A 25,343-nucleotide genomic window follows, 5' to 3' on the forward strand; every position below is an offset into this window, starting at 1 on the left:
GCCCGAGGGCGGCTTTGTTGTTTCAATTCAGACCTGATTTACGAAGAGAACCGCTGGCACCAGCCGTTCGGATAGATGGTTCCCGCAACCAGTCGGCAAGACCCGCTGGCCGTAGCCGATGAGCCCGGAATGAAGTAGGCGCAGTTGCTGCACTGCTGGCCGCTGTGCGGCATGTCCTGATACTGCACAGCCGCTTTGCTCAGCATGCCGTCGTCGGCTTGTGCCGGCACGATGGCCGCAGCACCGACCACCGCGAGCAGCAGGCCGCCTCGGCGCAACAGACTGCGCCGCTGGGGGTTGGTCAGGGGAAGTGACGATTTCGGGTTATGCATGAGTGATCTCCTTTGACACGATACTGAAGCGGAGGCCCGCGGGCCTCCGCAAAACCAGATGCCAATGCGCCTTATTGGTGGACGACGTGAGGCTCCATCGGCGCCAGAATCGCCAACAACTGGTTCTGCAGCCCCAGGGGCACGTGATTGCTGTCCATGGACTTCTGCAGATCTTCGACCAGGGCATTGAAATCGGCCGTGCTCAGATTCATGCCTTTGTGCGCCTGCCGCATATTCAGCCCGGTGTACTTGCACGGGCCGCCGGTGCCTTCGCACACCTGATTGACCAGTTCCATCTGCAGATGCGGAATATTGGTCTTGGCGAAGAAATGGTTGATGCGATTGTCGGCGGCAACGTTGACGATCATGTCGTGCACGACCTTGGTGATGGCCGGTTTGCCGCCGAGCTGTTCATATAGCGTCTGACCTGAGGTCATCTGAGCATGCGCCAGCGTCGGAAATGCCAGCGCGCAGGTCAGGGCGACGCCGCCGAGATGGCGCGCCAGCGGGAGGGATTGCAGTTTCATGGATGTTTCTCCTGAAAGGGTTAGAAATCAGAACGTGCCGTTGAGCGAGAGGTAGAAGCCCTTGTTGCTGGCCTGGAACGGCAAGGGGCCGAGATCGGCATAAGCCGCAGTCAACGACAGGCTCTTGTTCGGGAAGTAGGCGATGAACACGTCTTTCATCGTGCCGGGCGAACCGATGGCCGTGGCGCTGGAATTGATCGGGTACTTCATGTTGTCGGGTTGCTGCCGGAACTCGCCACCCACGGCCACATCCGGGCGCAAGAACACCGCCGCCGAGCCCTCGAGTTCGGCGTGGTAGCTGTCGTTGCTCTTGGTTCCCAGCGCCCCGGCGATGCCGTTGTTGGCATTGGTGCCGAAGCCCAGCAGACCCATGGCGTTGGCCTTGGTGCCGCGCAAGGTCAGGTTGACCAGCGTGACGCGATGGAAGATGCCGTTGAGGAATACCTTGGTCGCGGCGACGTAGAAGTCGGTCCCCGAGTCGCTGGCTGCGCCAAAGAATTTCGGAATGCCGATCGGGCCCAGCCCGGAAAAGTTGCTGTTGAAATCGTTGTTTTTCTTGTATTTGATGCCCACGGACACCTGCGGGTACGGGGTGTAGAGAAGGTCACCGAACAAGCGGGCTTTCAGGCCCAGCACATCCATGCTGATGGTCTGGTTGCCCAGGTTGATGCTTGGCGCTACGCCGCCGCTTTTGATCAGACCCAACCCACCGGGCTGATTACCCAGCACGCCCAGACTGGACAAGCTACCCAGATTGACGTTGAGATTCTCGTGGGCCACCGAGATCTCGAAGCGGTTGTGAATGCCCACAGCCGCGCCCAGGGTGGTCAGCCCATAGTTCGGCACGGTGACGTAAGTGCCGGTGACCGAGCCGCCGACCTCGTCGCCTGTGTCATACCCGGCAATCACCGCCCAGGGGGTGATACCGCCCCCCGTGGAGCCGCCCACCTCGGTAACCCCACTGGTCGCCAGCAGACGACTGCCCTGCGCATGTGCTGCGCTCATTCCCCAGACCCCCAGCCCTGCCACGGCTGTGGCCGCGAGGGTTCTCTTCCAACGATGTGTACTCATGGTCTCGCTCCTTATGGTCAGATGTTCCATCCCACGCGCGTGAAATGACCGCAGCCTCAAGCCGACCCCAGCCGGTTTTCGTCTGCGATATGAGCGATACGCCGCGACGAAGGCGGCGGATTCAGAAAAATCGAATAAATCACCAAGAAATATGTAACTATTTGCGTCTAACCCGCGCTGCACGACTTTTGGAGTGCGTTTAGCATCCGGCTATGAACACTTCGCCCATCCCACCCGAATCCGATCTATTGCATTGGGAAGACTTTCCCGCAGGGGCCGTGCGCGACTGCGGCAGCACCCTGGTCAGCCGTGAAGCCGTGCTCGACTTCGCCCGCCAGTTCGACCCGCAACCTTTCCACGTTGACGATGAAGCGGCCAAAATCTCGCTTTTCGGCGGGCTCGCCGCCAGCGGCTGGCATACCTGCAGCATGGCGATGCGGCTGATGTGCGACGCCTACCTGCTGCGTTCGACCAGCCTGGGCTCGCCCGGCATCGACGAATTGCGCTGGTTGAAGCCCGTCCACCCGGGCGATCGGCTGCGCCTGCGCATGACGGTGCTGGCCGCGCGCCCGATGCGCAGCAAGCCCGATGTCGGGCTGGTGCAGTCGCAATGGGAGCTTTTCAATCAACACGATGATTGCGTGCTGAGCATGAAGGGCTGGGGCATGTTCAAGCGGCGCGCACCGGGCGCCGAGGGCCCAGAGGCTGGCGCGCAACCCTGATCGTTAGGCGAGCGCGCTGGAGTAGGCCGCAGCGTCACCGCGCTGCGTGGCAGCCAGATGGCCGGAAAATTGCTTGCTGATTCGGCCCCGGCAAGTTGCTGACATACGAGCGACCTACCATTCGAGCCGTGCTTGGCGCACACGGTTTCAATGATGTGTGTCAATTTTTCGTGGCCAGGAGGGTTTTTCAGCCCTATGTCGGCCGCGCTTCTCCCTACACTGAATCTGGATTTTTCTCATGGCCACTCCGACACCGACAGAACACACTATGGGCGCTACTCCCTCTTTCGACATGGTGTTGTTCGGTGGCACCGGCGATCTGGCCATGCGCAAGCTGCTGCCCGCGCTGTATCAGGCGCACCAATCCGGCACCTTGCATCCGGCCGGGCGCATCGTCGCCCTCGGCCGGGGCGCGCTGACGCTGGATGACTATCTGGCGCAGGTGCGCACCCAATCGGGCCCGCACCTCAAGGCGGATTTCAGCTCCCCGGTCTGGACGGCCTTCGCCGCCCGCATCACCTACCTCAAGCTCGACGCCGCTCACCCGGCCGATTTCGACGCCTTGGCCGAACTGCTGGGCAAAGGCAGTGAGCGGGTCACGGTCTGCTACCTCGCTACCGCGCCGTCCCTGTTTGCCGACATCTGCGCGCAACTCGCCCGCGTCGGGCTCAATCATCCCGACGTGCGCGTGGTGCTGGAGAAACCCCTGGGCCACGACCTGGACTCTTCCGACGCCATCAACGCGGCGGTGGCTCAGTCCTTTGCCGAGAGCCAGCTCTACCGCATCGACCACTATCTGGGCAAGGAGTCGGTGCAAAACCTCATGGCCATGCGCTTTGGCAACGTGCTGTTCGAGCCGCTGTGGCGCCGCGAGTGGGTGGACAACGTGCAGATCACCATCGCCGAAGACCTGGGCGTGGAGGGGCGCGGCGAGTTTTACGACAAAACCGGCGCGCTGCGCGACATGGTGCAGAACCACTTGCTGCAACTGCTGTGCATGGTGGCCATGGAGCCACCGGCCAGTTTGCAGGCCGATGCCATCCGCGACGAGAAGCTCAAGGTGCTGCAGGCGCTCAAGCCCTTCACCGAATCCGACGTGGCCACCCGGACGGTACGCGGACAATACCGCGCCGGCGCCATCGACGGCAAACCCGTGGCGGGCTATCTGCAAGAGCCCGACATCGATCCGGCCAGCCGCACCGAAACCTTCGTGGCGATCAAGGCCGAGGTCGTCAACTGGCGCTGGGCCGGGGTGCCCTTCTTTCTGCGCACCGGCAAGCGGCTGCAGGAACGGTTGGCGGAAATTGTCATCAACTTCCGCGCGGTGCCGCTGTCGCTGTTTGGCGGCCCGGTCGGGCTGCAGGGAGCCAATCGCCTGGTCATCCGGCTGCAGCCCGATGAGAGCATCAGCCTGCATTTTCTCGCCAAGGAACCCGGCGACGGCATGCGGCTGCACCCCACCCAGCTCGATCTGGACTTCGAGTCCACCGCGCAAAAACGCCGCGCCGATGCCTATGAGCGGCTGCTGCTCGACGTGATCCGCGGCCAGCTGGGGCTGTTCATGCGCCGCGACGAACTCACCGCCGCCTGGCGCTGGGTGGAGCCCATTCTGGACTGCTGGGAGCGTAATGGCGAGGCGCCCAAGACCTACACCGCGGGCACCTGGGGGCCGGCCGCCTCCAGCGCCCTGCTCTCGCGCGATGGCGCTTCATGGCACGAGGAACTGTGAGTGATGCTGCACCTCTGCACCACCCCGCAGGAGCAAATCGACCGACTGGTGCGCGTTCTAATCGACGCGCTGGCGCAGGACATCGCCCAGCGAGGACGGGCCGTGCTGGCGGTCTCTGGCGGGCGCTCGCCAATTCCCTTGTTTCAGGCGCTGGCGCGGGCGCCGATCGACTGGCCGCGCGTCACCCTCACTCTGGTCGATGAGCGGCTGGTGCCGCCCGACCACGCCGACAGCAACGCCGCCCTGGTGCGCGCCCATTTGCTGACGGGCGCCGCCGCGCAGGCCCGGTTCCTGCCCCTGGTCGATGATGCGTCCGATCTGGCCGGATGCGTGGACCGTGCCAACGCCCAATTCCGCGCTCTCGCGCAACCCCTCACCGCTGCGCTGCTGGGCATGGGCGATGACGGCCACACCGCCTCGTTGTTTCCCCGCGCTGCCGAACTGCCCATCGGGCTTAGCCCAGACTATGCCCTGCCCTACCTGGCCGTGACGCCACCGCACGCCGCGCACATGCGAATCAGCCTGAGCCTGGCCGCGCTGCTCGGCGCGGGTCGGCTGCTGCTGTCGATTTCGGGCGAGACCAAACGCGCCGTCTATGCACGCGCCAGCGAACCGCCGCCCAGTCCGCATCTGCCGATTGGCTACCTCATCCAGCAGTCCAAAACACCGTTCGACGCCTATTGGTCTGCCTGATGGGCGCCCTGATTCCGTCTGCCTTAATTCTGTCCCCCTGACTCATGACGCCCACCCCCCGGTTTCCCCGCTCCAGCGGCGTGCTGCTGCACCTCACCAGTCTGCCCAGCCCGCACGGCAGCGGCGATCTCGGGCCCGCGGCCTACCACTTCATCGACTGGCTGCATGCCGCCGGACAGTCGGTCTGGCAATTCCTGCCGCTGGGCAGCATCGGTCTGGGCGGCTCGCCCTATATGAGCAGTTCGGCCTTCGCCGGCAATGTGCTGCTGATCGACCTCACCGAGTTGCACCGGCGCGGTTGGCTGGAAGCCGACGATCTCGTCGCGCAAGACGGGCTGTCGGACGAGCGCGTGCAGTTCGATCGCGTCATCCCGTATCGCATGGAACGTCTGCGCCGGGCCGCAGCACGGTTCGAGACGACCGCCACGCCGCAGGAGCGCGCCGATCTGGCCGCCTTCCAGGCCGCGCACGCCGTCTGGCTCGACGACTATACGTTGTTTATGGCGCTGTCCGAGCACTACGGCGAGCGCTTGTGGAACACCTGGGACGTCGCGCTGGCGCAACGTCAGCCCGCGGCGCTGCAGCAAGCACGGGCGCAGCACGCCGAGCGCGTCGCCTTCTGGACCTTCGCCCAATGGTGCTTTTTCCGCCAATGGGCCGCGCTGCGCGCCTACGCCCACGACAAAGGCGTGCGGCTGATGGGCGACATGCCGATTTTCATTTCGCTCAACAGCGCCGATGTGTGGGCGCGGCCCGACCTGTTCCAGCTCGACGCCCGCGGCAACCCCACCGTCGTCGCCGGGGTGCCGCCCGACTATTTTTCCGCCACCGGACAGCGCTGGGGCAACCCGCATTACCGCTGGGCGGCGCACGAGGCCGAAGGGTTTGCCTGGTGGATCGCGCGGCTGCGCGCCACCTTCGAACTGGTGGACTGGGTGCGCGTCGATCATTTCCGCGGTTTCGAGAGCTGCTGGGAAATCCCCGCCGACGAGCCCACGGCCATCGGCGGCCGCTGGGTGCAGACGCCGGGCGTGGCGCTGTTCGAGGCGGTGTCCAAAGCGCTCGGGCCCCTGCCCATCATTGCCGAAGATCTGGGCGTCATCACCCCCGAAGTCACCGCCCTGCGCCAGCGCTTCGGCTTTCCCGGCATGCGCATCCTGCACTTCGCCTGGGGGCAGAACGATGGCGGCGACAACGCCTACCTGCCGCACAACTACACCCACGACACCGTGGTCTATCCCGGCACCCACGACAACGACACCACGGTGGGCTGGTGGGCGACAGCGCCCGAGGCCGTGCGCCACCATCTGCGCGAATACCTCGCCTGCGACGGCGGCGACATCGCCTGGACGCTGATCCGCGCCGCCAGCGCCAGCGTGGCCGACGTCGCCCTGTTCGCCCTGCAGGACGTGCTGCGTCTGGATGGCACGCAGCGCATGAACACACCGGGCACGGCGCAAGGCAACTGGACCTGGCGCTTCACCTGGGATCAGGTACAACCGGGGCATGCGGCTGGCCTGCTGCGTTTCGGCCAGCTCTACAACCGCCTTCCCGCCTGAACTGGAACCTCGCCATGCTGACCGAACACGACATCGCCGACCTCGCCGCAGGCCACCACGCCGACCCTTTTGGCGTGCTCGGCATGCATCTGCGCGGCGCCACGATGTGGGTGAATGCCGTACTGCCCGGTGCGCTGGGTGTGGAAGTCATCGAGCGCGCCAGCGGCGAGTCGGTCGCCGCGCTGGAGCGGCAGGACGACACCGCGGTATTCAGCGCCCGCATGGGCCACCGCCGCAAGCCCTTCGACTATGTGCTGCGGGTGACCTGGCCGCCCCTGCAGCCGGGCGACCCGAACTGGGTGACCGACCTCGAAGACCCCTACCGCTTTCCGCAAGTGCTGGGCGAGACCGACGCCTGGCTGCTGGCCGAAGGCACGCATCTGCGTCCCTACGAATGTCTGGGCGCGCATCCGGGCGAGATGCTCGGCGTGGCTGGCACGCGCTTTGCCGTGTGGGCGCCCAACGCGCGGCGCGTTTCGGTGATCGGCGATTTCAACGGCTGGGACGGCCGCCGCCACCCCATGCGGCTGCGGCGCGAATGCGGCGTGTGGGAAATCTTCCTCCCCGGCGTGAGCCAGGGCGCGCTATACAAATTCGAGATCCTCACCCAGCACGGCGAACTGCTGCAAAAGGCCGATCCGCTGGCCTTCCGCGCCGAACTGCGACCCAACACCGCCAGCATCGTGCAGGGCCTGCCGCCGCTGCATTCGCCGCGCCCCGGCATGGCGCAGGCCAATGGCTTCGAGGCGCCCATCAGCATTTACGAGGTGCATCTGGGCTCGTGGCGCAAGGTGGAGGGCTGGCGCTGGCTGAGCTACCGCGAACTGGCCGAAACCCTGGTGCCCTACGCCCGCGACCTGGGATTCACCCATCTGGAGCTGCTGCCGGTCAGCGAACATCCCTTCGACGGCTCCTGGGGCTATCAGCCCATCAGCCTGTATGCGCCCACCGCGCGCTTCGGCACGCCCGAAGACTTTCAGTTTTTCGTCGATGCCGCGCACGAAGCCGGACTGGGCGTGATTCTCGACTGGGTGCCGGCACACTTTCCATCCGACCCGCATGGCCTGGCCAACTTCGACGGCACACATCTGTACGAATACGCCGACCCGAAAGAGGGCTTCCACCACGACTGGAACACCCTGATCTACAACTTCGGCCGCACCGAAGTGCGCAACTATCTGGTGGCCAACGCCCTGTACTGGCTGGAGCGCTTCAACATCGACGGCCTGCGCGTGGACGCCGTGGCCTCCATGCTGTACCGCGACTACAGCCGCCCGGCCGGTCAGTGGGTGCCCAACAAGTTCGGCGGACGCGAGAACCTCGAAGCCATCGACTTCCTGCGCCGCATGAATCACACCGTTGGCGTGCAGCGGCCGGGCGCCATCACCCTCGCCGAAGAATCCACCGCCTTTCCCGGCGTCAGCCGCCCGCCGAGCGACGACCTGCAAAGCGGCGGCCTGGGCTTTCACTACAAGTGGAATATGGGCTGGATGCACGACAGCCTGAGCTACATCCGCCGCGATCCGGTACACCGCAAGTATCACCACAACGAACTGACCTTCAGCATGATGTACGCCTATGACGAGAACTTCGTGCTGCCGCTCTCGCACGACGAAGTGGTGCATGGCAAAGGCTCGCTGCTCGCCAAGATGCCCGGCGACCGCTGGCAACAGTTCGCCAACCTGCGCGCCTATCTCGGCTATATGTTCAGTCATCCTGGCAAGAAGCTGCTGTTCATGGGCGACGAATTCGCGCAGGCTTCGGAATGGCAGTCTGATTACAGCCTCGACTGGGACGCGCTGCTGCACGCGCCCAACCAGGGCGTGCAACGTCTGGTGCGCGACCTCAACCTCACCTACCGCGCCCACCCGGCGCTGCATCAGCTCGACCATCACCCGGGCGGCTTCGCCTGGATCACCTATGACGACGCTTCCCAATCGGTGCTGGCCTACGAGCGCGGCGCCAGCGAGGGCAGCCGCTTCGTCGTGCTGTGCAACTTCACCCCCACCCCGCGCCACGACTACCGCATCGGCGTGCCGCAAGGCGGGCGCTGGGAGGCGCTGATCAATACCGACGATGCGGTGTACGACGGCTCCGGCCTGTCGCTGGCCCTGCGCGAAGCCGAGGCCCAGCCCTCGCATGGCCGCCCGTTCTCGCTGCAACTCACCCTGCCGCCGCTGGCTTGCGTCATTCTGCGGCCCGCCGCCTGATGCCATGAGCGCGCAACGCCGCCGGGCAAAACACCCCGTCAAATCCGCCCCCCTCGGGCTGCAAGCCGCACGGGTTGCGACCCTGGGCGCGCAACTGCAGTCCGACGGCGTGCACTTCGCCCTGGCAGCGCCGCACGCGCAGGCGGTGGAGCTTTGCCTGTTCGCCCCGGACGGGCAGACCGAAGTCGCCCGCCTGCCCATGCCCACTTTGCGTGATGGCATCTGGCAAGGCGTGCTGGCCGCAGAATCCGGCGGCGCCGAAGGGCTGATCTACGGCTGGCGGGTGCACGGCCCCTGGTCGCCCAAAGAAGGCCACCGCTTCAACCCGGCCAAGCTGCTGCTCGACCCTTGCGCGCGCGAAGTCGTCGGCCGCTACGACGGCAGCGACGTGCACCTCGGCCACGATCCCGCTCACCCCGACCGTCCCGACCCGCGAGACAACGCCGCCACCGCACTCAAGGCCCGCGTGGTCGCCGACCTGCCCCCTTTGGCGCAGCCCCGCCCCGCCATCGACCCAGCGCAGCGGGTGATTTACGAATTGCACGTCAAGGGTTTCACCGCGCAGCACCCCGACGTGCCCCCCGCCCTGCGCGGCAGCTATGCCGGGCTGGCGCATCCGGCCAGCATCGATTACCTCAAGGCACTGGGCGTCACCACGGTCAGCCTGCTGCCCATCGCCTTTCGCGCCGACGAAGCCCGGCTGCTGCAGATGGGCCTGAGCAATTACTGGGGCTACACCCCCATTGCCTGGGCCGCGCCCGAAACCCGGCTGTGGAGCGGCGCCGAGGGCAGCACGCCGCGCAGCGAACTGCGCGCCCTTGTCGAGGCCCTGCACGGCGCCGGGCTGGAGGTGATTCTCGACGTGGTCTACAACCACACCGCCGAGCTCGACCCGCACACCGGCCCCACCCTGTCGATGCGCGGCATCGACAACGCGCTCTACTACCACCGCAACCCGCAAGAGCCCGAGCGCACGCTCGACTGGACGGGCTGCGGCAACAGCGTCAACCTCAACGAGCCTCTGGTGCTGCGCGTGGCCCTGGACAGCCTGCGCCGCTGGGTGAGCGAGTTTGGCGTGGACGGCTTTCGCTTCGATCTGGCCAGCACCCTGGCGCGCGGCACGGCGCGGGTGCAATACGACTTCCAGCCCGACGGCGCTTTTCTCAGCGCGGTGGCGCAAGACCCGCTGCTGTGCAACTGTCTGCTCGTCGCCGAGCCCTGGGATCTGGGGCTGGGCGGTTACCGCCTGGGCGGCTTTCCGCCCGGCTGGCTGGAGTGGAACGACCGCTTCCGCGACACCCAGCGCGGCTTCTGGCTGCGGCATCAAAACGCGCCGGGCGAGTTCGCCACCCGGCTGGCGGGGTCGAGCGATGTGTTCAACCCCGCACTGCGCGGAGCGCACAGCAGCGTGAACTTCATCACCGCGCACGACGGCTTCACCCTGCGCGACCTGGTCAGCTACGCCCACCGCCACAACCAGGCCAACGGCGAAGACAACCGCGACGGCCACGGCCACAACCTCAGCATCAACAACGGCGTCGAAGGGCCCACGCAATCGGCCGACATCCTCGCTGCCCGTGCCCGGCAAAGCCGCGCCCTGCTGGCGGTGCTGCTACTCGCACTCGGCACCCCCATGCTCCTGGCGGGCGACGAACTCGGCCACACCCAGCGCGGCAACAACAACGCCTACTGTCAGGACAACCCGATCTCCTGGATCGACTGGGCGCAGGCCGATGCGTCTTTGCGCGACTTCGTGCGCGGCGTGCTGGCCTTGCGGCGCAGCCTCCCGCTGCTGCAAAGCCACGCCTGGTGGGCGCCGGTGGCCACCGCATCCCAGCCCGGCGCGGTGTGGTACCGGCCCGACGGCCACCCGATGGAACAGGCCGACTGGACGCTCGACGACCACGGCGCGCTGATGGTGCTGTTGTGTGCTGCAAAGACACCTTTGCAGGGCGTGGTCCCGCAGCAGGTTCTGATTCTGATCAATGCCGAGGGACAAGAAGCCTCTTTCACCCTCAGGCCGGGGGCGTGGCTGCTTAGACTGTCCACAGACAATGGTTTTGTCGCTTTGCCCGGCGACAATCAGGCTCAGGACAAAGCCCAGCGGCTGCAAGCTCGGCAAACGCTGCCGCCCACCAGCCTGTGGATCGCCACGCTGGAGGGCGCCGCGCCGCACACCCCAGGAGACCTTTGAGCATGAAACTCGTCACCCGCCCCGCCACACCGTTCGAAGGCCAGCGTCCCGGCACTTCCGGGCTGCGCAAAAAAGTCAGCGTGTTCCAGCAACCCGGCTATCTCGAAAATTTTGTGCAGGCCTTGTTCAACGTGCTGGGTGACGCCACCGGCAAAACCCTGGTGGTGGGCGGCGACGGGCGTTACTACAACCGCGTCGCCATCCAGACCATTCTGCGCATGGCCGCGGCGCAGGGCTACGCGCGGGTGCTGGTGGGGCAAGGAGGATTGCTGTCCACCCCGGCGATGAGCGCGGTCATTCGCCGCCGGGCGGCCAGCGGCGGCATCGTGCTGTCGGCCAGCCACAACCCCGGCGGGCCGCAAGGCGACTTCGGCATCAAATACAACATCGCCAACGGCGGCCCCGCGCCCGAGTCGGTCACAGAAGCCATCTACCTGCGTTCGCGCGAGGTGTATGAAATCCGCACGGTGGACAGCCCCGACCTGCCGCTGGACGCTCTCGGCACCCACACCCTGCTGGGCACGCAAATCGAGATCATCGACCCGGTGGCCGACTATTGCGCGGTGCAGCGCGAGCTGTTCGATTTCGACGCCATTCGCGCCCTGTTCGCCCGCGGCTTCCGCCTGCGGCTGGACACCATGTGGGCGGTGGGCGGCCCCTATGCCAAAGCCCTGCTCGAAGGCGAGCTCGGCGCACCCAAGGGCACGGTGGTCAACGCCGAACCGCGCGAAGACTTCGGCGATCTGCACCCCGACCCCAACCCGGTCAACGCCACCGACCTGATCAATCACATGGCCGCGGCCGACGCCCCCGATATGGGCGCCGCCACCGACGGCGACGCCGACCGCAACATGATCGTCGGCCGCAACTTCGTGGTCTCTCCGTCCGACAGCCTCGCCGTGCTGGCGGCGCACGCCAAGCGCATTCCGGGCTATGCCAGCGGGCTGGCCGGTGTGGCGCGCTCCATGCCCACCTCGACCGCGGTCGATCGCGTCGCCGCAGCCCTGGGCATCGCCTGCTACGAGACCCCCACCGGCTGGAAGTTTTTCGGCAACCTGCTCGATGCCGGCAAAGTCACCCTCTGCGGGGAAGAGAGCTATGGCACCGGCTCGAATCACATCCGCGAAAAGGACGGCCTGTGGGCCGTGCTGTTCTGGCTCAATCTCGTCGCGGTTACCGGCAAGTCGGTGGAACAACTGGTGCGCGAACTATGGGCCGAGCATGGCCGCTGCGTGTATTCGCGCCACGATTACGAAGGCATCCCCACCGAACAGGCCGACGCGCTGATGCGCGACTTGCGCGCCGCCCTGCCCGGCCTTCCTGGCCAGGTTCTCGCGGGCGAGCCCGTGGCCCTGGCCGACGACTTCGCCTACACCGACCCCACCGACGGCAGCGTCAGCAGCAAACAAGGCGTGCGCATCATTCTGCAAAGCGGCTCGCGCGTGGTGTTCCGCCTCTCGGGCACGGGCACCGAAGGCGCCACGTTGCGCATCTACCTCGAGCACCACGAGCCCGACCCCGCGCGCCACGACTTGCCCGCGCAACAGGCGCTCGCGCAGCTCATCGCCCTGGCCGAGCAAGTGGCCCGGGTGCGCCACTGGACGGGCATGGACACCCCCAGCGTGATGACCTGACACTCAGTTTGCCTTCGAGCTTCACCCCTAAAACACACAGGAGACCTGCCATGAATCAGAACAGCCCCTTGAGCCCGATGAACATGCAAGATCGCCAGATGCAGCCGCACATGCTGGTGCGCCGCTCCATCGCCTTGGTGCTGGCCGGCGGGCGCGGCTCGCGGCTCAAGCAACTCACCGACAAGCGCGCCAAGCCCGCGGTGTATTTCGGCGGCAAGTTCCGCATCATCGACTTCGCGCTGTCCAACTGCGTCAATTCGGGCATCCGCCGCATCGGCGTGATCACCCAATACAAATCGCACTCGCTGCTGCGCCACCTGCAGCGCGGCTGGAGCTTTTTGCGCGCCGAGCTCAACGAAATGGTCGATCTGCTCCCCGCGCAGCAACGGGTGGACGAAGAACACTGGTACCGCGGCACGGGAGATGCGGTCTATCAGAACATCGACATCATCCAGTCGAGCAAGCCCGAATATGTGGTGATTCTGGCCGGCGATCATGTTTACAAGATGGACTACTCCATCATGCTGCAAGACCACGCCACCAGCGGCGCGCAGGTCACCGTGGGCTGCATCGAAGTGCCGCGCAGCGAGGCCAGCGCCTTCGGCGTCATGTCCATCGACGCCAGCCGCAAAATCGTCGAGTTCATCGAAAAACCCGCCGATCCTCCCGCCATGCCCGGCAACGAGCAGATGTCGCTGGCCAGCATGGGCATCTACATCTTCAACGCCAGCGCGCTCTACCGCATGCTGGACGAAGACATGGCCGACCCCGCCTCCTCGCACGACTTCGGCAAGGACATCATCCCTAAAGCGGTGCGCGCAGGCTTGGCGCACGCGCATCCCTTTTCCATGTCGTGCGTTCAGGGCGGGCAGCAAAGCCAGCCCTACTGGCGCGACGTCGGCACGCTCGACGCCTTCTGGGCCGCCAACCTCGATTTGGCCTCGGTCACCCCCGAGCTCAACCTCTACGACACCGAATGGCCGATCTGGACTAGCCAGCGCCAGCTCCCTCCGGCCAAGTTCGTGCAAGACCACAACGGCAGCCACGGCAAGACCATCAACATGATGGTCTCGGGCGGGTGCATTCTCTCGGGCTCCTCGGTCAGCAACTCGGTGTTGTTCTCCAATGTGCGGGTGCACTCGTTCTGCACCATCAACGAGTGCGTGCTGTTGCCCGATGTGCTCATCAACCGCTCCTGCCGCCTGAACAAAGTGATACTCGACCGCGGCTGCGTGCTGCCCGAGGGCATGGTGATCGGCGAAGACCCGGAGCTCGACGCCAAACGCTTCGAGCGCACGAGCAACGGCGTGGTGCTGGTGACCAAAAAAATGCTGCGGGCGCTGGGCGAGACCGAGCTGAACGAGGAAGACGATGACTGAACCTAGCCCCCAAGCTGCGGCTTCGCCTGCGCTGCCCCCCGAGGGGGCGCACCCCGCCTTGGGGCGGCCCGGCGGCGGGGTGGCCCTGCGCGTGCTGCAAGTCAGCGCCGAAATCTTCCCCCTGCTCAAGACCGGCGGCCTGGCCGACATCGCCGGCGCCCTGCCCGCGGCGCTGGCCACGGCCGGTTGCGACACGCGCGTGCTGCTGCCCGGATTTCCCGCCATCCGCTCCGGTCTGGCGAGCGGCGAAACGATCGGCCAGTTCACCCTGCCCTGGGGCGAGACCGTCGGCGTGCTGCTCGGCACGCTTCCCGCCGTGCCAGGCGCCGAGGGCCGCCCGGTACACGCCTATGTGCTCGACGCGCCCAGCCTGTACGACCGCCCGGGCAATCCCTACGAAGACGCGCAGCGCCGTCCGTATGCCGACAATCATCGTCGTTTTGCCGCGCTGGGCTGGGCGGCAGCGCGACTGGCGCGCGGTCTCGATGCCGCCTGGGCGCCGCACCTCGTGCACGGCCACGACTGGCATGCCGGCCTTGCGGCAGCCTGCCTGAAATTCAGCGCGGGCAAGCCGGTGCCGTGTATCTATACCGTGCACAACCTGGCCTACCAGGGCATTTTCCCGGCGGACGTGATGGGCGATCTCGGCCTGCCTGCCAGCGCGTTTCAAGTCGATGGTCTGGAATTTCATGGCCAGGTCTCGTTCATGAAGGCCGGTCTGTTCTATGCCGACAAGATCACCACGGTCAGCCCCAGCTATGCGCGTGAAATCCAGACACCCGAACAGGGCTTCGGCCTCGATGGGCTGCTGCGCACCCGGCGCAACGACCTCAGCGGCATTCTCAACGCGGTCGATGCGGCCGTGTGGAATCCCGCGACCGACGCCCACATTCCGCGACACTACAGCGCCGAAAGTCTCGCGGGCAAGTCGCGCTGCAAATCCGCCTTGCAAGAAGAAGCCGGTCTGACTCTCAGCAAAGACACGCCCCTGTTCACCGTGGTTAGCCGCCTGACCGAGCAGAAGGGCCTCAACCTCGTACTCGCCGCCATCGACACCCTGGTTGAAGGCGGCGGGCAGTTGCTGGTCTTGGGCAGCGGCGACCACGAACTGGAAACGGCCTTCGGCCATGCGGCGCAGCGTCATGCGGGCACCGTGGCCCTGCGCGTCGGCTACGACGAAGCCTTTGCCCACCGCATTTTTGCCGGCAGCGACATCACCCTCGTGCCGTCCCGCTTCGAGCCCTGCGGCCTCACCCAGATGTACGGCCTGCTCTACGGCAGCCTGCCGCTGGTGCGCGCCGTGGGCGGTCTGGCCGACACCGTGGTCGACGCCGATCTCGCCACCCTCGACGACGGCACGGCCACGGGCATTGTTTTTGCCAACTTTTCCGAAGCGGATTACCGCCACGCGGTGCGGCGTGCGCTGGCCCTCTATCGCCAGCCGCGCGCCTGGTCGCGGGTGCGGCAAACCGGCATGCATCAAGACTTCAGCTGGACGCAGGCGGCCCGACAATACCGTGCGGTCTACCAGGCTGCCCTTCCGAATTTTTCCCACGCTCTCCCATGACCCCCGAACCTAAACCGCCCATTCCCGAAGCCGCGAACGTTCCCTTCGTCCACGACACCCCGCCGCACGACGTGGCGGCGCTCAAGCGCGCCATCTCCAACAAGCTGATGTTCCAAATCGGCAAAGACCCGCGTTCGGCGCAGCCGGTCGACTGGCTGCACGCCGCGTCTTACGCCGTGCGCGACCTGATGGTGGAGCGCTGGTTCGACACCACCCACGCCCGCAACGAACAAGACGCCAAGCAGGTCTATTACATGTCGATGGAATTTCTCATCGGCCGCGCCTTCACCAATGCCCTGCTCGCCATGGAAATCACCGAGCCGCTGCGCCAGGCGCTGCGCGAACTGGGTGTGGACATGAACGCCATCGCCGATCTGGAGCCCGACGCTGCTTTAGGCAACGGCGGTCTGGGCCGCCTGGCCGCCTGCTTTCTCGACAGCATGGCCACGCTGGGCATTCCCGGCTACGGCTACGGCATTCGCTACGACTACGGCATGTTCCGCCAGACCATCGTCGATGGCCGCCAGGTGGAGACGCCCGACTACTGGCTGACCGACGGCAATCCCTGGGAGTTCCCCCGCCCCGAAGTGGTGTACCGCGTGCAGTTCGGCGGTCACGTGATCAAGGAGGGCGACCGCGCCCGCTGGGTGGACACCCACGATGTCGAGGCCATGGCCTACGACACCATCATTCCCGGCTACGACACCACCACGACCAACACCCTTCGTCTGTGGTCGGCCAAGGCCACCAAAGAGATCGATCTGGGCGCCTTCAACCGCGGCGACTACTTCGGCGCCGTCGAGCAGAAAAACCATTCCGAAAACGTCTCGCGCGTGCTCTACCCCGACGACTCGACCGACGCCGGACGCGAGCTGCGGCTGCATCAGGAATACTTTTTCTGCAGCGCCAGCGTGCAAGATTTGATGCGCCGCTACCTGCAGACGCACACCGGCTTCGACCAGTTCGCCGACAAGGTGTCCATCCACCTCAACGACACCCACCCGGTGCTCGCCATTCCCGAGTTGATGCGCCTGTTTCTCGACGTCCATCACCTGCCCTTCAACGATGCCTGGCGCATCTGTCAGGGCGTGTTCTCCTACACCAACCACACCCTGATGTCGGAGGCGCTCGAAACCTGGCCGATCGACATGCTGGGCCGCGTATTGCCCCGCCACCTGCAGATCATTCTCGACATCAACGCCTACTTCCTCACCCGGCTGACGCAGAAGCACGGGCACGATGTGAACCTCATGCGGCACGTCTCTCTGGTCAACGAATCGGGCACGCGTTCAGTGCGCATGGCTTATCTTGCCGTGCTCGCCAGCCATTCGGTCAATGGCGTCTCCAAGCTGCACTCCGAACTGATGCAGCAGTCCATCTTTGCCGACTTCGCCAAGCTCTGGCCCGCCCGCTTCAACAACAAGACCAACGGCATCACCCAACGTCGCTGGCTGGCGCTGGCCAATCCGCCGCTGGCCGCGCTGCTCGACAAAACCATCGGCGCCCACTGGCGGCGCGACCTGTCCGAACTGGCCAAGCTGCGCCCGCTGCTGGGCAGCTCAGACCTCGTCAAAGAGTTCCAGAGCGCCAAACGCAGCAACAAAGCGCGATTCGCCGCGTGGCTGAAAACCCATCACGGCGTGACCATCCCGGTCGATGCGCTGTACGACGTGCAAGTCAAGCGCATCCATGAATACAAGCGCCAGCTGCTCAACGTGCTGCACGTCATCACCCGCTACCTGCGCATCCTCGAACAGCCGGGCAGCGTCACCGTGCCGCGTGTCGTCATTTTTTCGGGCAAGGCGGCCTCGGCCTATCACATGGCCAAGCTCATCATCCAGCTCATCAACGATGTCGCCAAAACCATCAACAACGATGACCGAGTAGGCGATCTGCTCAAAGTCGTGTTCGTGCCCAATTACAGCGTGAGTGCGGCCGAAGTCATCATTCCAGCGGCCGACCTATCCGAGCAAATTTCCACCGCGGGCACCGAGGCTTCGGGCACCGGCAATATGAAACTGGCGCTCAACGGCGCGCTGACCATCGGCACGCTCGACGGTGCCAATGTCGAAATCCAGGAAAACGTCGGCGCCGACAACATTTTCATCTTCGGCCTGACCGCAGGCGAAGTGACCGATCTGCGCATGACCGGCTACCAGCCCAACGCCATCGTCGGCGCCAACCCCGAGCTGGCGCGCGTGCTCGAAACCCTGCGCGACGGCCGCTTCAGTCCGGAAGAACCGCATCGCTATCAGAGCATCTACGACCTGCTGGTCAACTGGGGCGACCACTACATGCTGCTGGCCGACTACGCCAGCTATATCGCCACGCAGAGCAAGGTCGATGCGCTCTACTGCAATCCCGATGAATGGGCGAAAAAAGCGCTGACCAATGTGGCCGGCATGGGCCCGTTCTCCTCCGACCGCACCATTGCCGAATACGCCGAGCAGATCTGGCACGCCAAGCCCTTGCTAAGCTAAGCCCCGTCAGCTCACCCCTGCGTCCATCGATCGCTTTTTGTCCGACTCAATCCGCCCGCCGAACCTCATGCCCACACCCAAGACCATCGACACCGCCGGCCTGCGGCTGGAGTTCACCCGCCACGGCGAGCAGGCGCTCGCCACCGCGCTCAAAACCCTCGCCGCCCTGCCCAACAAGGCGCAAGACCTGGTGAGCAAGACGGTACTCAACGGCAGCGAAAACCGTCCCGCTTGGCATGTGCTGTCCCGGCTGGGCGCCAAGGGGCTCGACGCGCCCTCGCAGGCCGCCGCCGACTTTCTGCAAGCCGAGTTCACCCGCATGGCCGACTGGGTAGACCAACGGGTGGAAGAAGCCGGAGCGGAAGGGCTCGACATCATTCATCTCGGGGCTGGCGGCTCTGAAACCCCCATGCTCGCGCTGCACACCGCCCTCTCGGTGCTGCAGACGCCGCGTTGCCGGGTGCACTGGGTCGCCAACCTCGACGGCGCCACCATCGACGCCGCGTTGGCGGCGGCCAAGCCCGAGCGCAGCTGGATCATCATCAACAGCAAGTCATTCCGCACCCAGGAAGTCATGCGCAACGCCGACATCGCCCTGCGCTGGCTGGGCGACGGCATCGGCACTGACAAGGCCCGCCAACGCCTGGTCGCGCTCACCGCCAACGCTGAGCTGGCGCTGCAGCGCTTCGGCTTGCCTGCGAATCAGATCTTCCGCTCGTTGCCCGAGATCGGCGGACGCTTCTCGCTGTGGAGTGCCCACGGCATGGTGTTGCTGCTCGCCTTCGGCCGTGAAACCGTGACCCAGCTTCACGCCGGCGCGCACGATATGGACCAGCACTTCCTCAGCACCCCGTTGGAAAGCAGCGCCCCGGGGCTGATGGCTGGCTTGTCGCACGCCTATCGCGTGCGCTTTGGCCTGCCCCTGCTCTCCATCGGGCTGTATGGCGATGCGTTCTCGCGCATGCCGCTGTACCTGCAACAACTGCTGATGGAATCGCTGGGTAAATCCACCAGCGCCGACGGCATGCAGCCCGTCCACGTCAGCGGCCCTGCAGTCATCAGCGGCGTGGGCACCCCGGTGCAGCACACCTATTTTCAACTGCTGCACCAGGCCGCCGTTCCCGTCTTCCACGAAATCGTCGCCGTAGCCCATCCCTGGCACCGCCACCTGCGCGAACACATGGCGCTGCTGGCCAACGCGCTGGGCCAGGCCGATGCGCTGTGGAACGGCAAAGACGCCTCAAGCTGGCAAACCGAACTCATGGCCCAAGGCATGTCGCCCGAAGCCGCCGCCCGCGCCGCGCATCACCGCGCCTGCCCCGGTGGCCGCCCGTCCACCTTCATCTGGATGGAGCGCTTGAGCGCCTACCACCTTGGCGCCCTGCTGGCCCTGTATGAACATCGCACCGTCGTGGAGGGCTGGCTCTACGGCATTAACCCTTTCGACCAATGGGGCGTGGAACTCGGCAAGACCCTGGCCACCAAGATCGAAAACGCCCTGCTGTCACAAAACGCCCAAGGCCTCAGCCCCGAAACCGCCGCCTCGCTCGACTACCTGCGCACGCACAGCAACTGATCGCCACCACGTGCGCTGCGCCCGAGCAAGTTGAGTATCCGGTCTGAAAAGTGGCCTGCCCGACTGGATTCGAACCAGTGGCCTACGGCTTAGAAGGCCGTTGCTCTATCCAGCTGAGCTACGGGCAGATGGATCAGGATCGGCACTGATGTCTTGGGTCGAAACTCCTGAAATAGCTTCGCCAAAATCCCGGCGGGTGACCTCTGTCGGGTGGTCGGGGCGAGAGGATTCGAACCTCCGACCCTCTGCTCCCAAAGCAAAAGTTCATTATAGCTGCAACCCACATGAACAAAGGCTCCGCTAGAATTTATATGCCCATTTGGGGGAGCACAGGGGGAATGCGCCATGGCGCACATCGAGCAGAGACCGACCGGCTGGCGGGCGCAAATCCGTCGCAAAGGGGCGCCGTCGATCAGCCGGACGTTCGACCTCAAGGCCGACGCGGAAGCCTGGGCACGGGAGATCGAGCGCGAGTACCAGCGCGGCAACATCGCGGCGCTGCGCAACGATGCCGGGCGGGTAACCATCGCAGAGATGGCCAAGCTCTACATCGAGAAGGTCGTCCCCCAGAAAAAGGATCACTCGGCCGGCACCTACGCCGCCAAGGCCCGCGACAAGTTCGGCGCGTTCTTCCTCGCCAACGTGCGCAGCATCGATGTGGCGGCCTGGCGCGATGACCTACTGGGTGAAGGCTACTCACCGCAGACCGTCATCCACCATCTGAATGCGCTCTCGGCACTGTTCGGCTACGCCGAGCGGGAAATGAGCATCGCCCTGCCCTCCGGCAATCCGGTCAAGGCCATCGCCAAGCCCAGGCAGCCCAATGCGCGCGACCGGCGATTGCGGGACGGGGAACTGGACTACCTGTTGCGCGCGACCGACGGTGCCCGCACCGTCGGCGTGCGGGAGATCATCGTTTTGGCGGTCGAGACTTCGATGCGCCTGGGCGAATTGCTGTCGCTGGAATGGTCACGCATCGACATCGAGAAACCCAAAGTCGGTGCTGCCTACGGCACCGCACACCTTCCCGACACGAAGAACGAGACCAGCCGGACCGTGGCCCTGTCATCCGTCGCAGTAGCGGCGCTGCAGTCGCTGCCAAGAAGGATCGATGGCAAGGTGTTCCATTGGAAACCAAACCATGAGAACGGCAGCTTCGAGAAGGTCTGGCAACGTAATCTGGCGCGAGCAAAAGCCTTGTACCAGAGCGATTGCGCAAACGCCGCCAAGCGGCCGGATTCGGCCTTCCTGGCCGATCTGCGCTTCCATGACCTGCGCCACGAAGCCACGTCGCGCCTGTTCGAGAAGGGTCTGGGCATCATGGACGTGGCCAGCATGACGGGGCACAAGACCCTGGAAATGCTCAAGCGCTACACGCACATCGAGGCGAAGAAGCTGGCGAAGAAGCTGGGATAATGAAAAGCAAGGAAGCGCATGTGCGTGCATGATGATGAGCCATAAACTCACCATCCAATGCAGCGCAAACCCCTGCGCCCACCGAGACACCACCATGACGACCCTGGAAATCAAATTCGATCTGCCCGACAGGCTGGCCCGCGAAGCCAAGGAAGCTGGCCTGCTCACGCCTGGCGCATTGAGTGATCTGGTCAGAGAGGCCATGCGTCGCCGTGCGGCACAAACACTTTTGGCGGGTTCGGCGCGTGCCAGCCAGTCCGGCAGTGGCGCAATCTCACTCGCGGACATTCAGGCAGAAGTGCGTGCCGTTCGCCGCGAGAGAACAGCCACCAAATCGCAGACTGCATGAGAAGGCCACCCCGCTGGGTCGTCGATACGAATGTTCTGATCTCGGCCCTGCTGTGGCAGGGAACTCCCGGCAAGGTCTTCGAGCTTGCCGGTGAGGGGGACATTCAGCTCGTGACCAGCCGCGGCCTGCTCGACGAACTTGCGGCCACACTGGCCAAACCCAAGCTGGCCCGCTTCGTTGAAGCGACTGGCCTGAGTGCTGCGGACATGCTGCGCAACTACCGCCGCCTCGCATCCACCGTCACCGTCAAACCTCTCGCGCGGCCTGTCGCCCGTGATCGCGATGACGATGCCGTCTTGGCCTGCGCCCTGGCCGCGCATGCGGCACTCATCGTCACAGGCGACGACGATCTGCTGAACCTTGGCGCCTTCATGGAAATCCCGATCTTGACGGTCGCGCAAGCGCTTGGGACGGTGATGAGGCCAGAAACTTGATGTCGTGATTTTTGTCGTCGGCATAGAGTCGGGGCATCTTGGCCAAGGTGACCCGGGCCAAGGCAGCCCTGGCAGCAACCGCCCGATAAGCGCGTGCGTTCGCGCCATAGCTTACCGGCGATCGTCGGATCGCTGCTCTGAAGATGCCTCATGCGCCGCTGCGCCGTTTAGCCGCAGACACTACGCAAGCGAGCGAATGAAACCCGCCGCGAGCACGCAGTAGAACAGCCCGCAGAACAGGCCGAACGGCTTGCGCGTGCGCGTGAAAAACGGCCCGGCCGAGTGCGCCGAGAACGCAATCGCATACGTCGTAAACACGATGAAGCCGAGCACCGCGCAACCGGCGACGAGCACGAAGCTCGTCCACGCAGACGAGTTCGCCGATAACCCGAGCGTCGTCACGGTCAGCCACGTGAGAATCGCCTTCGGGTTGGTGAGGTGGATGCCGAGCCCCTGCAGGTAGAACACCGCCCTACTGCCGCGCCGCGCCTGCACGCCCGCCTTCAGTGGATCGCGCGACGAATACGCAGTGCGTACCGCCTTGTACGCGAGCCACAGCAGGTAGAGTGCGCCGAGGATCTTGAGCCACGTGAGCAGCGGCCGGTACGACAGCAACATCGCGGACACGCCGGCTGCCGCCGTCACGCCCCAACAGAGCGAGCCGGAGATCACGCCGGCCGCCATCGCGAGGCCGGGCGTGCGCCCGTAGTTGAGCGACGTGTTCGCGATCGATAGGTTGCCCGGACCGGGCATCGCTGTGCCGATCAGGTAGACGGCGAATGCGGCGCCGAAGTTGGAGAAGTGCGCAATATTCATCTAGGTATCCTGTGCCGGTTAGGGCGCGCGGCCCTCTCGCCACGCGCCGCTATGCTTATCTGAAACAACGGTGATCGGGTTCTTCCTGCCGAATCTTGTCCATCCATTCCTGCAGCTCGCCCTGCCGGTACAGGCGCTCGTCCCAGCGCTCGGTTGACTGCGGCAGTGCCCGGCCGGGCAGGATGTAGTCCGTGACGAGCTCGATGAACTGCTGCAAGCAATATGCACCGACATGCAGCCTGAGCGACGACGCGGTCTCTGTCGGCGCGATGTTGAAGCGCGCGACGTTGATGATCTGTCCGCTGTCCACCGACGGCGCGAGGTGGTGGCAGGTCGAGCCGTAGGTCTCGTCGCCGTAGTAGATCGCGTAGTGCTGGCTGCCGAGCCCCCGATACTTCGGCGGTGCCGGATGGAAGTTGATCGCGCCCTTGCGGGCCCGCGAGTAGATCTCGTTCGGGAAGATGAAGTCGCCGCGGTACGAGATGATCCAGTCGCCTTCCCAGTCATGCAGGTGGTGCGGATGCGGATCACCGGGATCCCAGCAGAACACCTCGATGTTCGAGAACACGGTCTTCGCAAATTCGACGCCCAGGTCGCACCAGTTCATCGTGCATACCGACAGCAGGACCTTGTCCCGGCATGGTTCGGTCGACATCGGACAGCCCTCCATCAAACGGTAGAAAAAGCGATCAGCGCGCAAAGCGGATCGCGAATTCGCCGGCTGGTCCGCCTCGTGGAATGCGAACACGAGACGCGGCGATGCTGCGAGCCGATCGCCGGTGTGACGACCACGCGAGCGCCTGTCGCGTCGGCAGCCTGCATCGCGCATGCGTATTCGCGTATTCGAGTAGACGGCCCGTCGATACTGCGGATCGACGGGCCGTCTCGGGGCCGACCAAACGGTCGACAAGTGTCGCGAACAGCACGACGCGGCCGCCGGCACGACCGCAACAATCTTGCCTGGCGCTGCATGTGCGTGGGGCTATCGAACACAAGCGCGTTTGCGAGCTCCCACGCGTTATCCTCGCGTGACGCGGGCGCGGCGATCGGCGACGCACGGCCCGACGTAACGATCAGCGGTTCGACATGCATCATGCATCTTCCGTTGCAGCGAGCGCCGGCACGTCGCGCATCCGCCCTGCGCCGTGCGCCGGATAGCACATGTTGCAGCGGCGGTCCGAGTAGAGCAGGTAGCCGTGCGACGGCAGCCGCTCGAAACCCGCACGGTCCAACACCCATCCGTCCAGTTCATCCACTTGCACTTTCATCGTGTCGTCTACCGTTCGGCGCGAGAATCGTCCGTGCAGACCGCGCGTCATGCCGGCTGCGCGGTCGCGCATGCGTGCACGACGGTCGCGAAGCGCTCGACCATCTCGTCGATGTCCCGCTCGGTTGCGATGAACGGCGGTGCGAACAGCACGTGATTGCCGCGCACGCCGTCAGCCGTACCGGACCCCGGATAGATCAGCAGCCCGCGCTCGAGCGCCTCTCGCTTCAGCCGCGCCGCAAACGCACCGCCGCCGCTGAATGGCGCCTTCGTCGTGCGGTCGTCAACGAACTCCACACCGACGAAGAGCCCCCTGCCGCGTACGTCGCCGACACTGTCGGCGTCAGCGAGCCGCTCGCGCAGCCGTGCCCGCAGCTGCTCGCCGCGCAAGCGCACCGCACCGAGCAGCCGCTCCTCGTCGATCGTGCGTTGCACTTCGAGCGCAACCGCGCACGCGAACGGATGGTTCACATGCGTCTGGCCGTTGCCGAGCACGCCGGTTCCCTGCGCGATAGCGTCGTGGACCGCCGCGCTCGTTAGGACCGCCGCGATCGGTTGGTAGCCGGCTGCTAACCCTTTGCCGACCGCGACGAGGTCCGGCACGATGCCATCGTCGAGATACGCGAAGAGCGGCCCTGTGCGGCCCATGCCTGCCATCACCTCGTCGAGCAGCAGCAGCACGTCGTGCCGGTCGCAGACCTCGCGGATCTTCTTCAGATACCCCGGCACCGCCGGTACCGCACCGTTCGTGGAGCCGACCACCGTTTCCGCGACGAACGCGCAGACGTTGTCAGCGCCGAGTGCGCTGATCCTGTCGTCCAGCTCCTGTGCGAGGCGCGTCGCGTACGCGTCGTCACTCTCGCCCGCGCGCTGATAGCGGTAGGCGTAGCACGGCGACACGAACTCGGCCGACGGCAACAGCGGCTCGAACACCGAGCGCCGCTGCGGATTGCCCGACACGGCAAGAGCGCCGAGCGTGCTGCCGTGATACCCTTGGCGGCGCGCAATGAAGGTCTGCTTCGACGCCTTGCCGCGTTCGCACTGGTACTGGTACGCCATTTTCATCGCGAGCTCCATCACCTCCGAGCCGCCGGACAGGAACTGCGCCTTCGCGAGCCCGTTGGACGCGGCGACGAGCCGCTCGGCCAGTTCCTCAGCGGCAGGCGTCGTAAAACTGCCCGCGTGCGCCCACGCGATCTTCCGCGCCTCGCGCTCCATCGCCGCGACGATGCGCGGATGCGCGTGTCCGAGGCTCGACACCGCGACGCCGCCGCAGGTGTCGAGATAGCGATTGCCCGCGGCGTCGTCGATCCAGACGCCCGCGCCGCCGGTCGCTACGATCGGCGCGGCATTCAAGTTCTTGTAGATGACTGCTGACATGTGCGTTC

21 protein-coding genes and 1 tRNA gene are annotated in these 25,343 nt (G+C 65.3%); 14 read left to right on the top strand and 8 right to left on the bottom strand.

Annotated features, from left to right (window positions below; genetic code table 11):
- Positions 1-38: 38 nt before the first annotated feature.
- The 3 genes from BIO17B3_RS02565 to BIO17B3_RS02575 form a co-directional block, all read right to left on the bottom strand.
- On the bottom strand, positions 39-332 hold the full coding sequence (locus BIO17B3_RS02565) for a high-potential iron-sulfur protein (RefSeq protein ID WP_156052897.1): 294 nt from the start codon (positions 330-332) through the stop codon (positions 39-41).
- Between the two features lie 71 nt (positions 333-403).
- Positions 404-859 (bottom strand): group 1 truncated hemoglobin, encoded by a 456-nt coding sequence (locus BIO17B3_RS02570; RefSeq protein ID WP_156052898.1) that lies wholly within the window; start codon positions 857-859, stop codon positions 404-406.
- A 27-nt stretch (positions 860-886) separates the two neighbouring features.
- Entirely contained in the window at positions 887-1,930 is a 1,044-nt protein-coding gene (locus tag BIO17B3_RS02575) for a DUF3034 family protein (RefSeq protein ID WP_156052899.1), read from the bottom strand.
- A 212-nt stretch (positions 1,931-2,142) separates the two neighbouring features.
- Here BIO17B3_RS02575 and BIO17B3_RS02580 point away from each other — a divergent pair, with 212 nt between their 5' ends.
- The 11 genes from BIO17B3_RS02580 to BIO17B3_RS02630 all read left to right on the top strand — a co-directional run bounded on the left by BIO17B3_RS02580 (position 2,143) and on the right by BIO17B3_RS02630 (position 19,673).
- Positions 2,143-2,652: a MaoC family dehydratase gene (locus BIO17B3_RS02580; protein WP_156052900.1), complete on the top strand. Its 510-nt coding sequence runs from the start codon at positions 2,143-2,145 to the stop codon at positions 2,650-2,652.
- 268 nt (positions 2,653-2,920) lie between these two features.
- The gene (gene zwf / locus BIO17B3_RS02585; protein WP_156052901.1) at positions 2,921-4,381 is read left to right on the top strand and encodes a glucose-6-phosphate dehydrogenase; all 1,461 of its coding nucleotides are present in this window, start codon (positions 2,921-2,923) and stop codon (positions 4,379-4,381) included.
- 3 nt (positions 4,382-4,384) lie between these two features.
- Entirely contained in the window at positions 4,385-5,074 is a 690-nt protein-coding gene (gene pgl / locus BIO17B3_RS02590; RefSeq protein WP_156052902.1) for a 6-phosphogluconolactonase, read from the top strand.
- Between the two features lie 44 nt (positions 5,075-5,118).
- Positions 5,119-6,633 (top strand): 4-alpha-glucanotransferase, encoded by a 1,515-nt coding sequence (gene malQ / locus BIO17B3_RS02595; protein WP_156052903.1) that lies wholly within the window; start codon positions 5,119-5,121, stop codon positions 6,631-6,633.
- Between the two features lie 14 nt (positions 6,634-6,647).
- Positions 6,648-8,843 (top strand): 1,4-alpha-glucan branching protein GlgB, encoded by a 2,196-nt coding sequence (gene glgB / locus BIO17B3_RS02600; RefSeq protein ID WP_156052904.1) that lies wholly within the window; start codon positions 6,648-6,650, stop codon positions 8,841-8,843.
- Positions 8,844-8,847: 4 nt separating this feature from the next.
- Positions 8,848-11,037, top strand: a complete 2,190-nt coding sequence (gene glgX / locus BIO17B3_RS02605; RefSeq protein WP_156052905.1) for a glycogen debranching protein GlgX — start codon at positions 8,848-8,850, stop codon at positions 11,035-11,037.
- 2 nt (positions 11,038-11,039) lie between these two features.
- Positions 11,040-12,671, top strand: coding sequence for an alpha-D-glucose phosphate-specific phosphoglucomutase (locus tag BIO17B3_RS02610; protein ID WP_156052906.1), 1,632 nt, complete (start codon positions 11,040-11,042; stop codon positions 12,669-12,671).
- Positions 12,672-12,721: 50 nt separating this feature from the next.
- A complete protein-coding gene (gene glgC, locus BIO17B3_RS02615) occupies positions 12,722-14,050 on the top strand; it encodes a glucose-1-phosphate adenylyltransferase (RefSeq protein ID WP_156052907.1) in 1,329 nt (442 codons plus the stop codon).
- 85 nt (positions 14,051-14,135) lie between these two features.
- Entirely contained in the window at positions 14,136-15,617 is a 1,482-nt protein-coding gene (gene glgA, locus BIO17B3_RS02620) for a glycogen synthase GlgA (protein WP_172979095.1), read from the top strand.
- Positions 15,614-18,097 carry a glycogen/starch/alpha-glucan phosphorylase gene (locus BIO17B3_RS02625; protein ID WP_156052909.1) on the top strand — a complete coding sequence of 828 codons (2,484 nt, stop codon included), beginning with the start codon at positions 15,614-15,616 and terminating at the stop codon, positions 18,095-18,097. Before glgA ends, BIO17B3_RS02625 begins: the two co-directional genes overlap by 4 nt.
- 67 nt (positions 18,098-18,164) lie before the next feature.
- Positions 18,165-19,673 carry a phosphoglucose isomerase gene (locus BIO17B3_RS02630; RefSeq protein ID WP_013122775.1) on the top strand — a complete coding sequence of 503 codons (1,509 nt, stop codon included), beginning with the start codon at positions 18,165-18,167 and terminating at the stop codon, positions 19,671-19,673.
- 51 nt (positions 19,674-19,724) lie between these two features.
- Here BIO17B3_RS02630 and BIO17B3_RS02635 read toward each other — a convergent pair.
- A tRNA-Arg gene (locus tag BIO17B3_RS02635) sits at positions 19,725-19,801 on the bottom strand.
- Positions 19,802-20,018: 217 nt separating this feature from the next.
- Here BIO17B3_RS02635 and BIO17B3_RS02640 point away from each other — a divergent pair.
- From BIO17B3_RS02640 to BIO17B3_RS02650, 3 genes are all read left to right on the top strand, one after another.
- Positions 20,019-21,089, top strand: coding sequence for a site-specific integrase (locus tag BIO17B3_RS02640; RefSeq protein ID WP_156052910.1), 1,071 nt, complete (start codon positions 20,019-20,021; stop codon positions 21,087-21,089).
- Between the two features lie 94 nt (positions 21,090-21,183).
- On the top strand, positions 21,184-21,438 hold the full coding sequence (locus BIO17B3_RS02645; RefSeq protein WP_156052911.1) for a hypothetical protein: 255 nt from the start codon (positions 21,184-21,186) through the stop codon (positions 21,436-21,438).
- Positions 21,435-21,872 carry a putative toxin-antitoxin system toxin component, PIN family gene (locus tag BIO17B3_RS02650; RefSeq protein WP_156052912.1) on the top strand — a complete coding sequence of 146 codons (438 nt, stop codon included), beginning with the start codon at positions 21,435-21,437 and terminating at the stop codon, positions 21,870-21,872. Before BIO17B3_RS02645 ends, BIO17B3_RS02650 begins: the two co-directional genes overlap by 4 nt.
- Positions 21,873-22,052: 180 nt before the next feature.
- Here the strand turns inward: BIO17B3_RS02650 and BIO17B3_RS02655 are convergent, their stop codons facing one another.
- The 4 genes from BIO17B3_RS02655 to BIO17B3_RS02670 all read right to left on the bottom strand — a co-directional run bounded on the left by BIO17B3_RS02655 (position 22,053) and on the right by BIO17B3_RS02670 (position 25,335).
- Positions 22,053-22,688, bottom strand: a complete 636-nt coding sequence (locus BIO17B3_RS02655) for a LysE family translocator (RefSeq protein WP_156052913.1) — start codon at positions 22,686-22,688, stop codon at positions 22,053-22,055.
- Between the two features lie 55 nt (positions 22,689-22,743).
- Positions 22,744-23,517, bottom strand: a complete 774-nt coding sequence (locus BIO17B3_RS02660; protein WP_172979064.1) for a formyltransferase family protein — start codon at positions 23,515-23,517, stop codon at positions 22,744-22,746.
- 262 nt (positions 23,518-23,779) lie between these two features.
- Complete coding sequence (locus tag BIO17B3_RS02665) at positions 23,780-24,007, bottom strand: hypothetical protein (RefSeq protein WP_156052914.1); 228 nt, start codon at positions 24,005-24,007, stop codon at positions 23,780-23,782.
- Positions 24,004-25,335, bottom strand: a complete 1,332-nt coding sequence (locus BIO17B3_RS02670) for an aspartate aminotransferase family protein (protein ID WP_156052915.1) — start codon at positions 25,333-25,335, stop codon at positions 24,004-24,006. Before BIO17B3_RS02670 ends, BIO17B3_RS02665 begins: the two co-directional genes overlap by 4 nt.
- Positions 25,336-25,343: the final 8 nt, after the last annotated feature.

It is taken from the genome of Thiomonas sp. OC7 (assembly GCF_900634595.1).
Classification (GTDB): domain Bacteria; phylum Pseudomonadota; class Gammaproteobacteria; order Burkholderiales; family Burkholderiaceae_C; genus Thiomonas; species Thiomonas arsenitoxydans.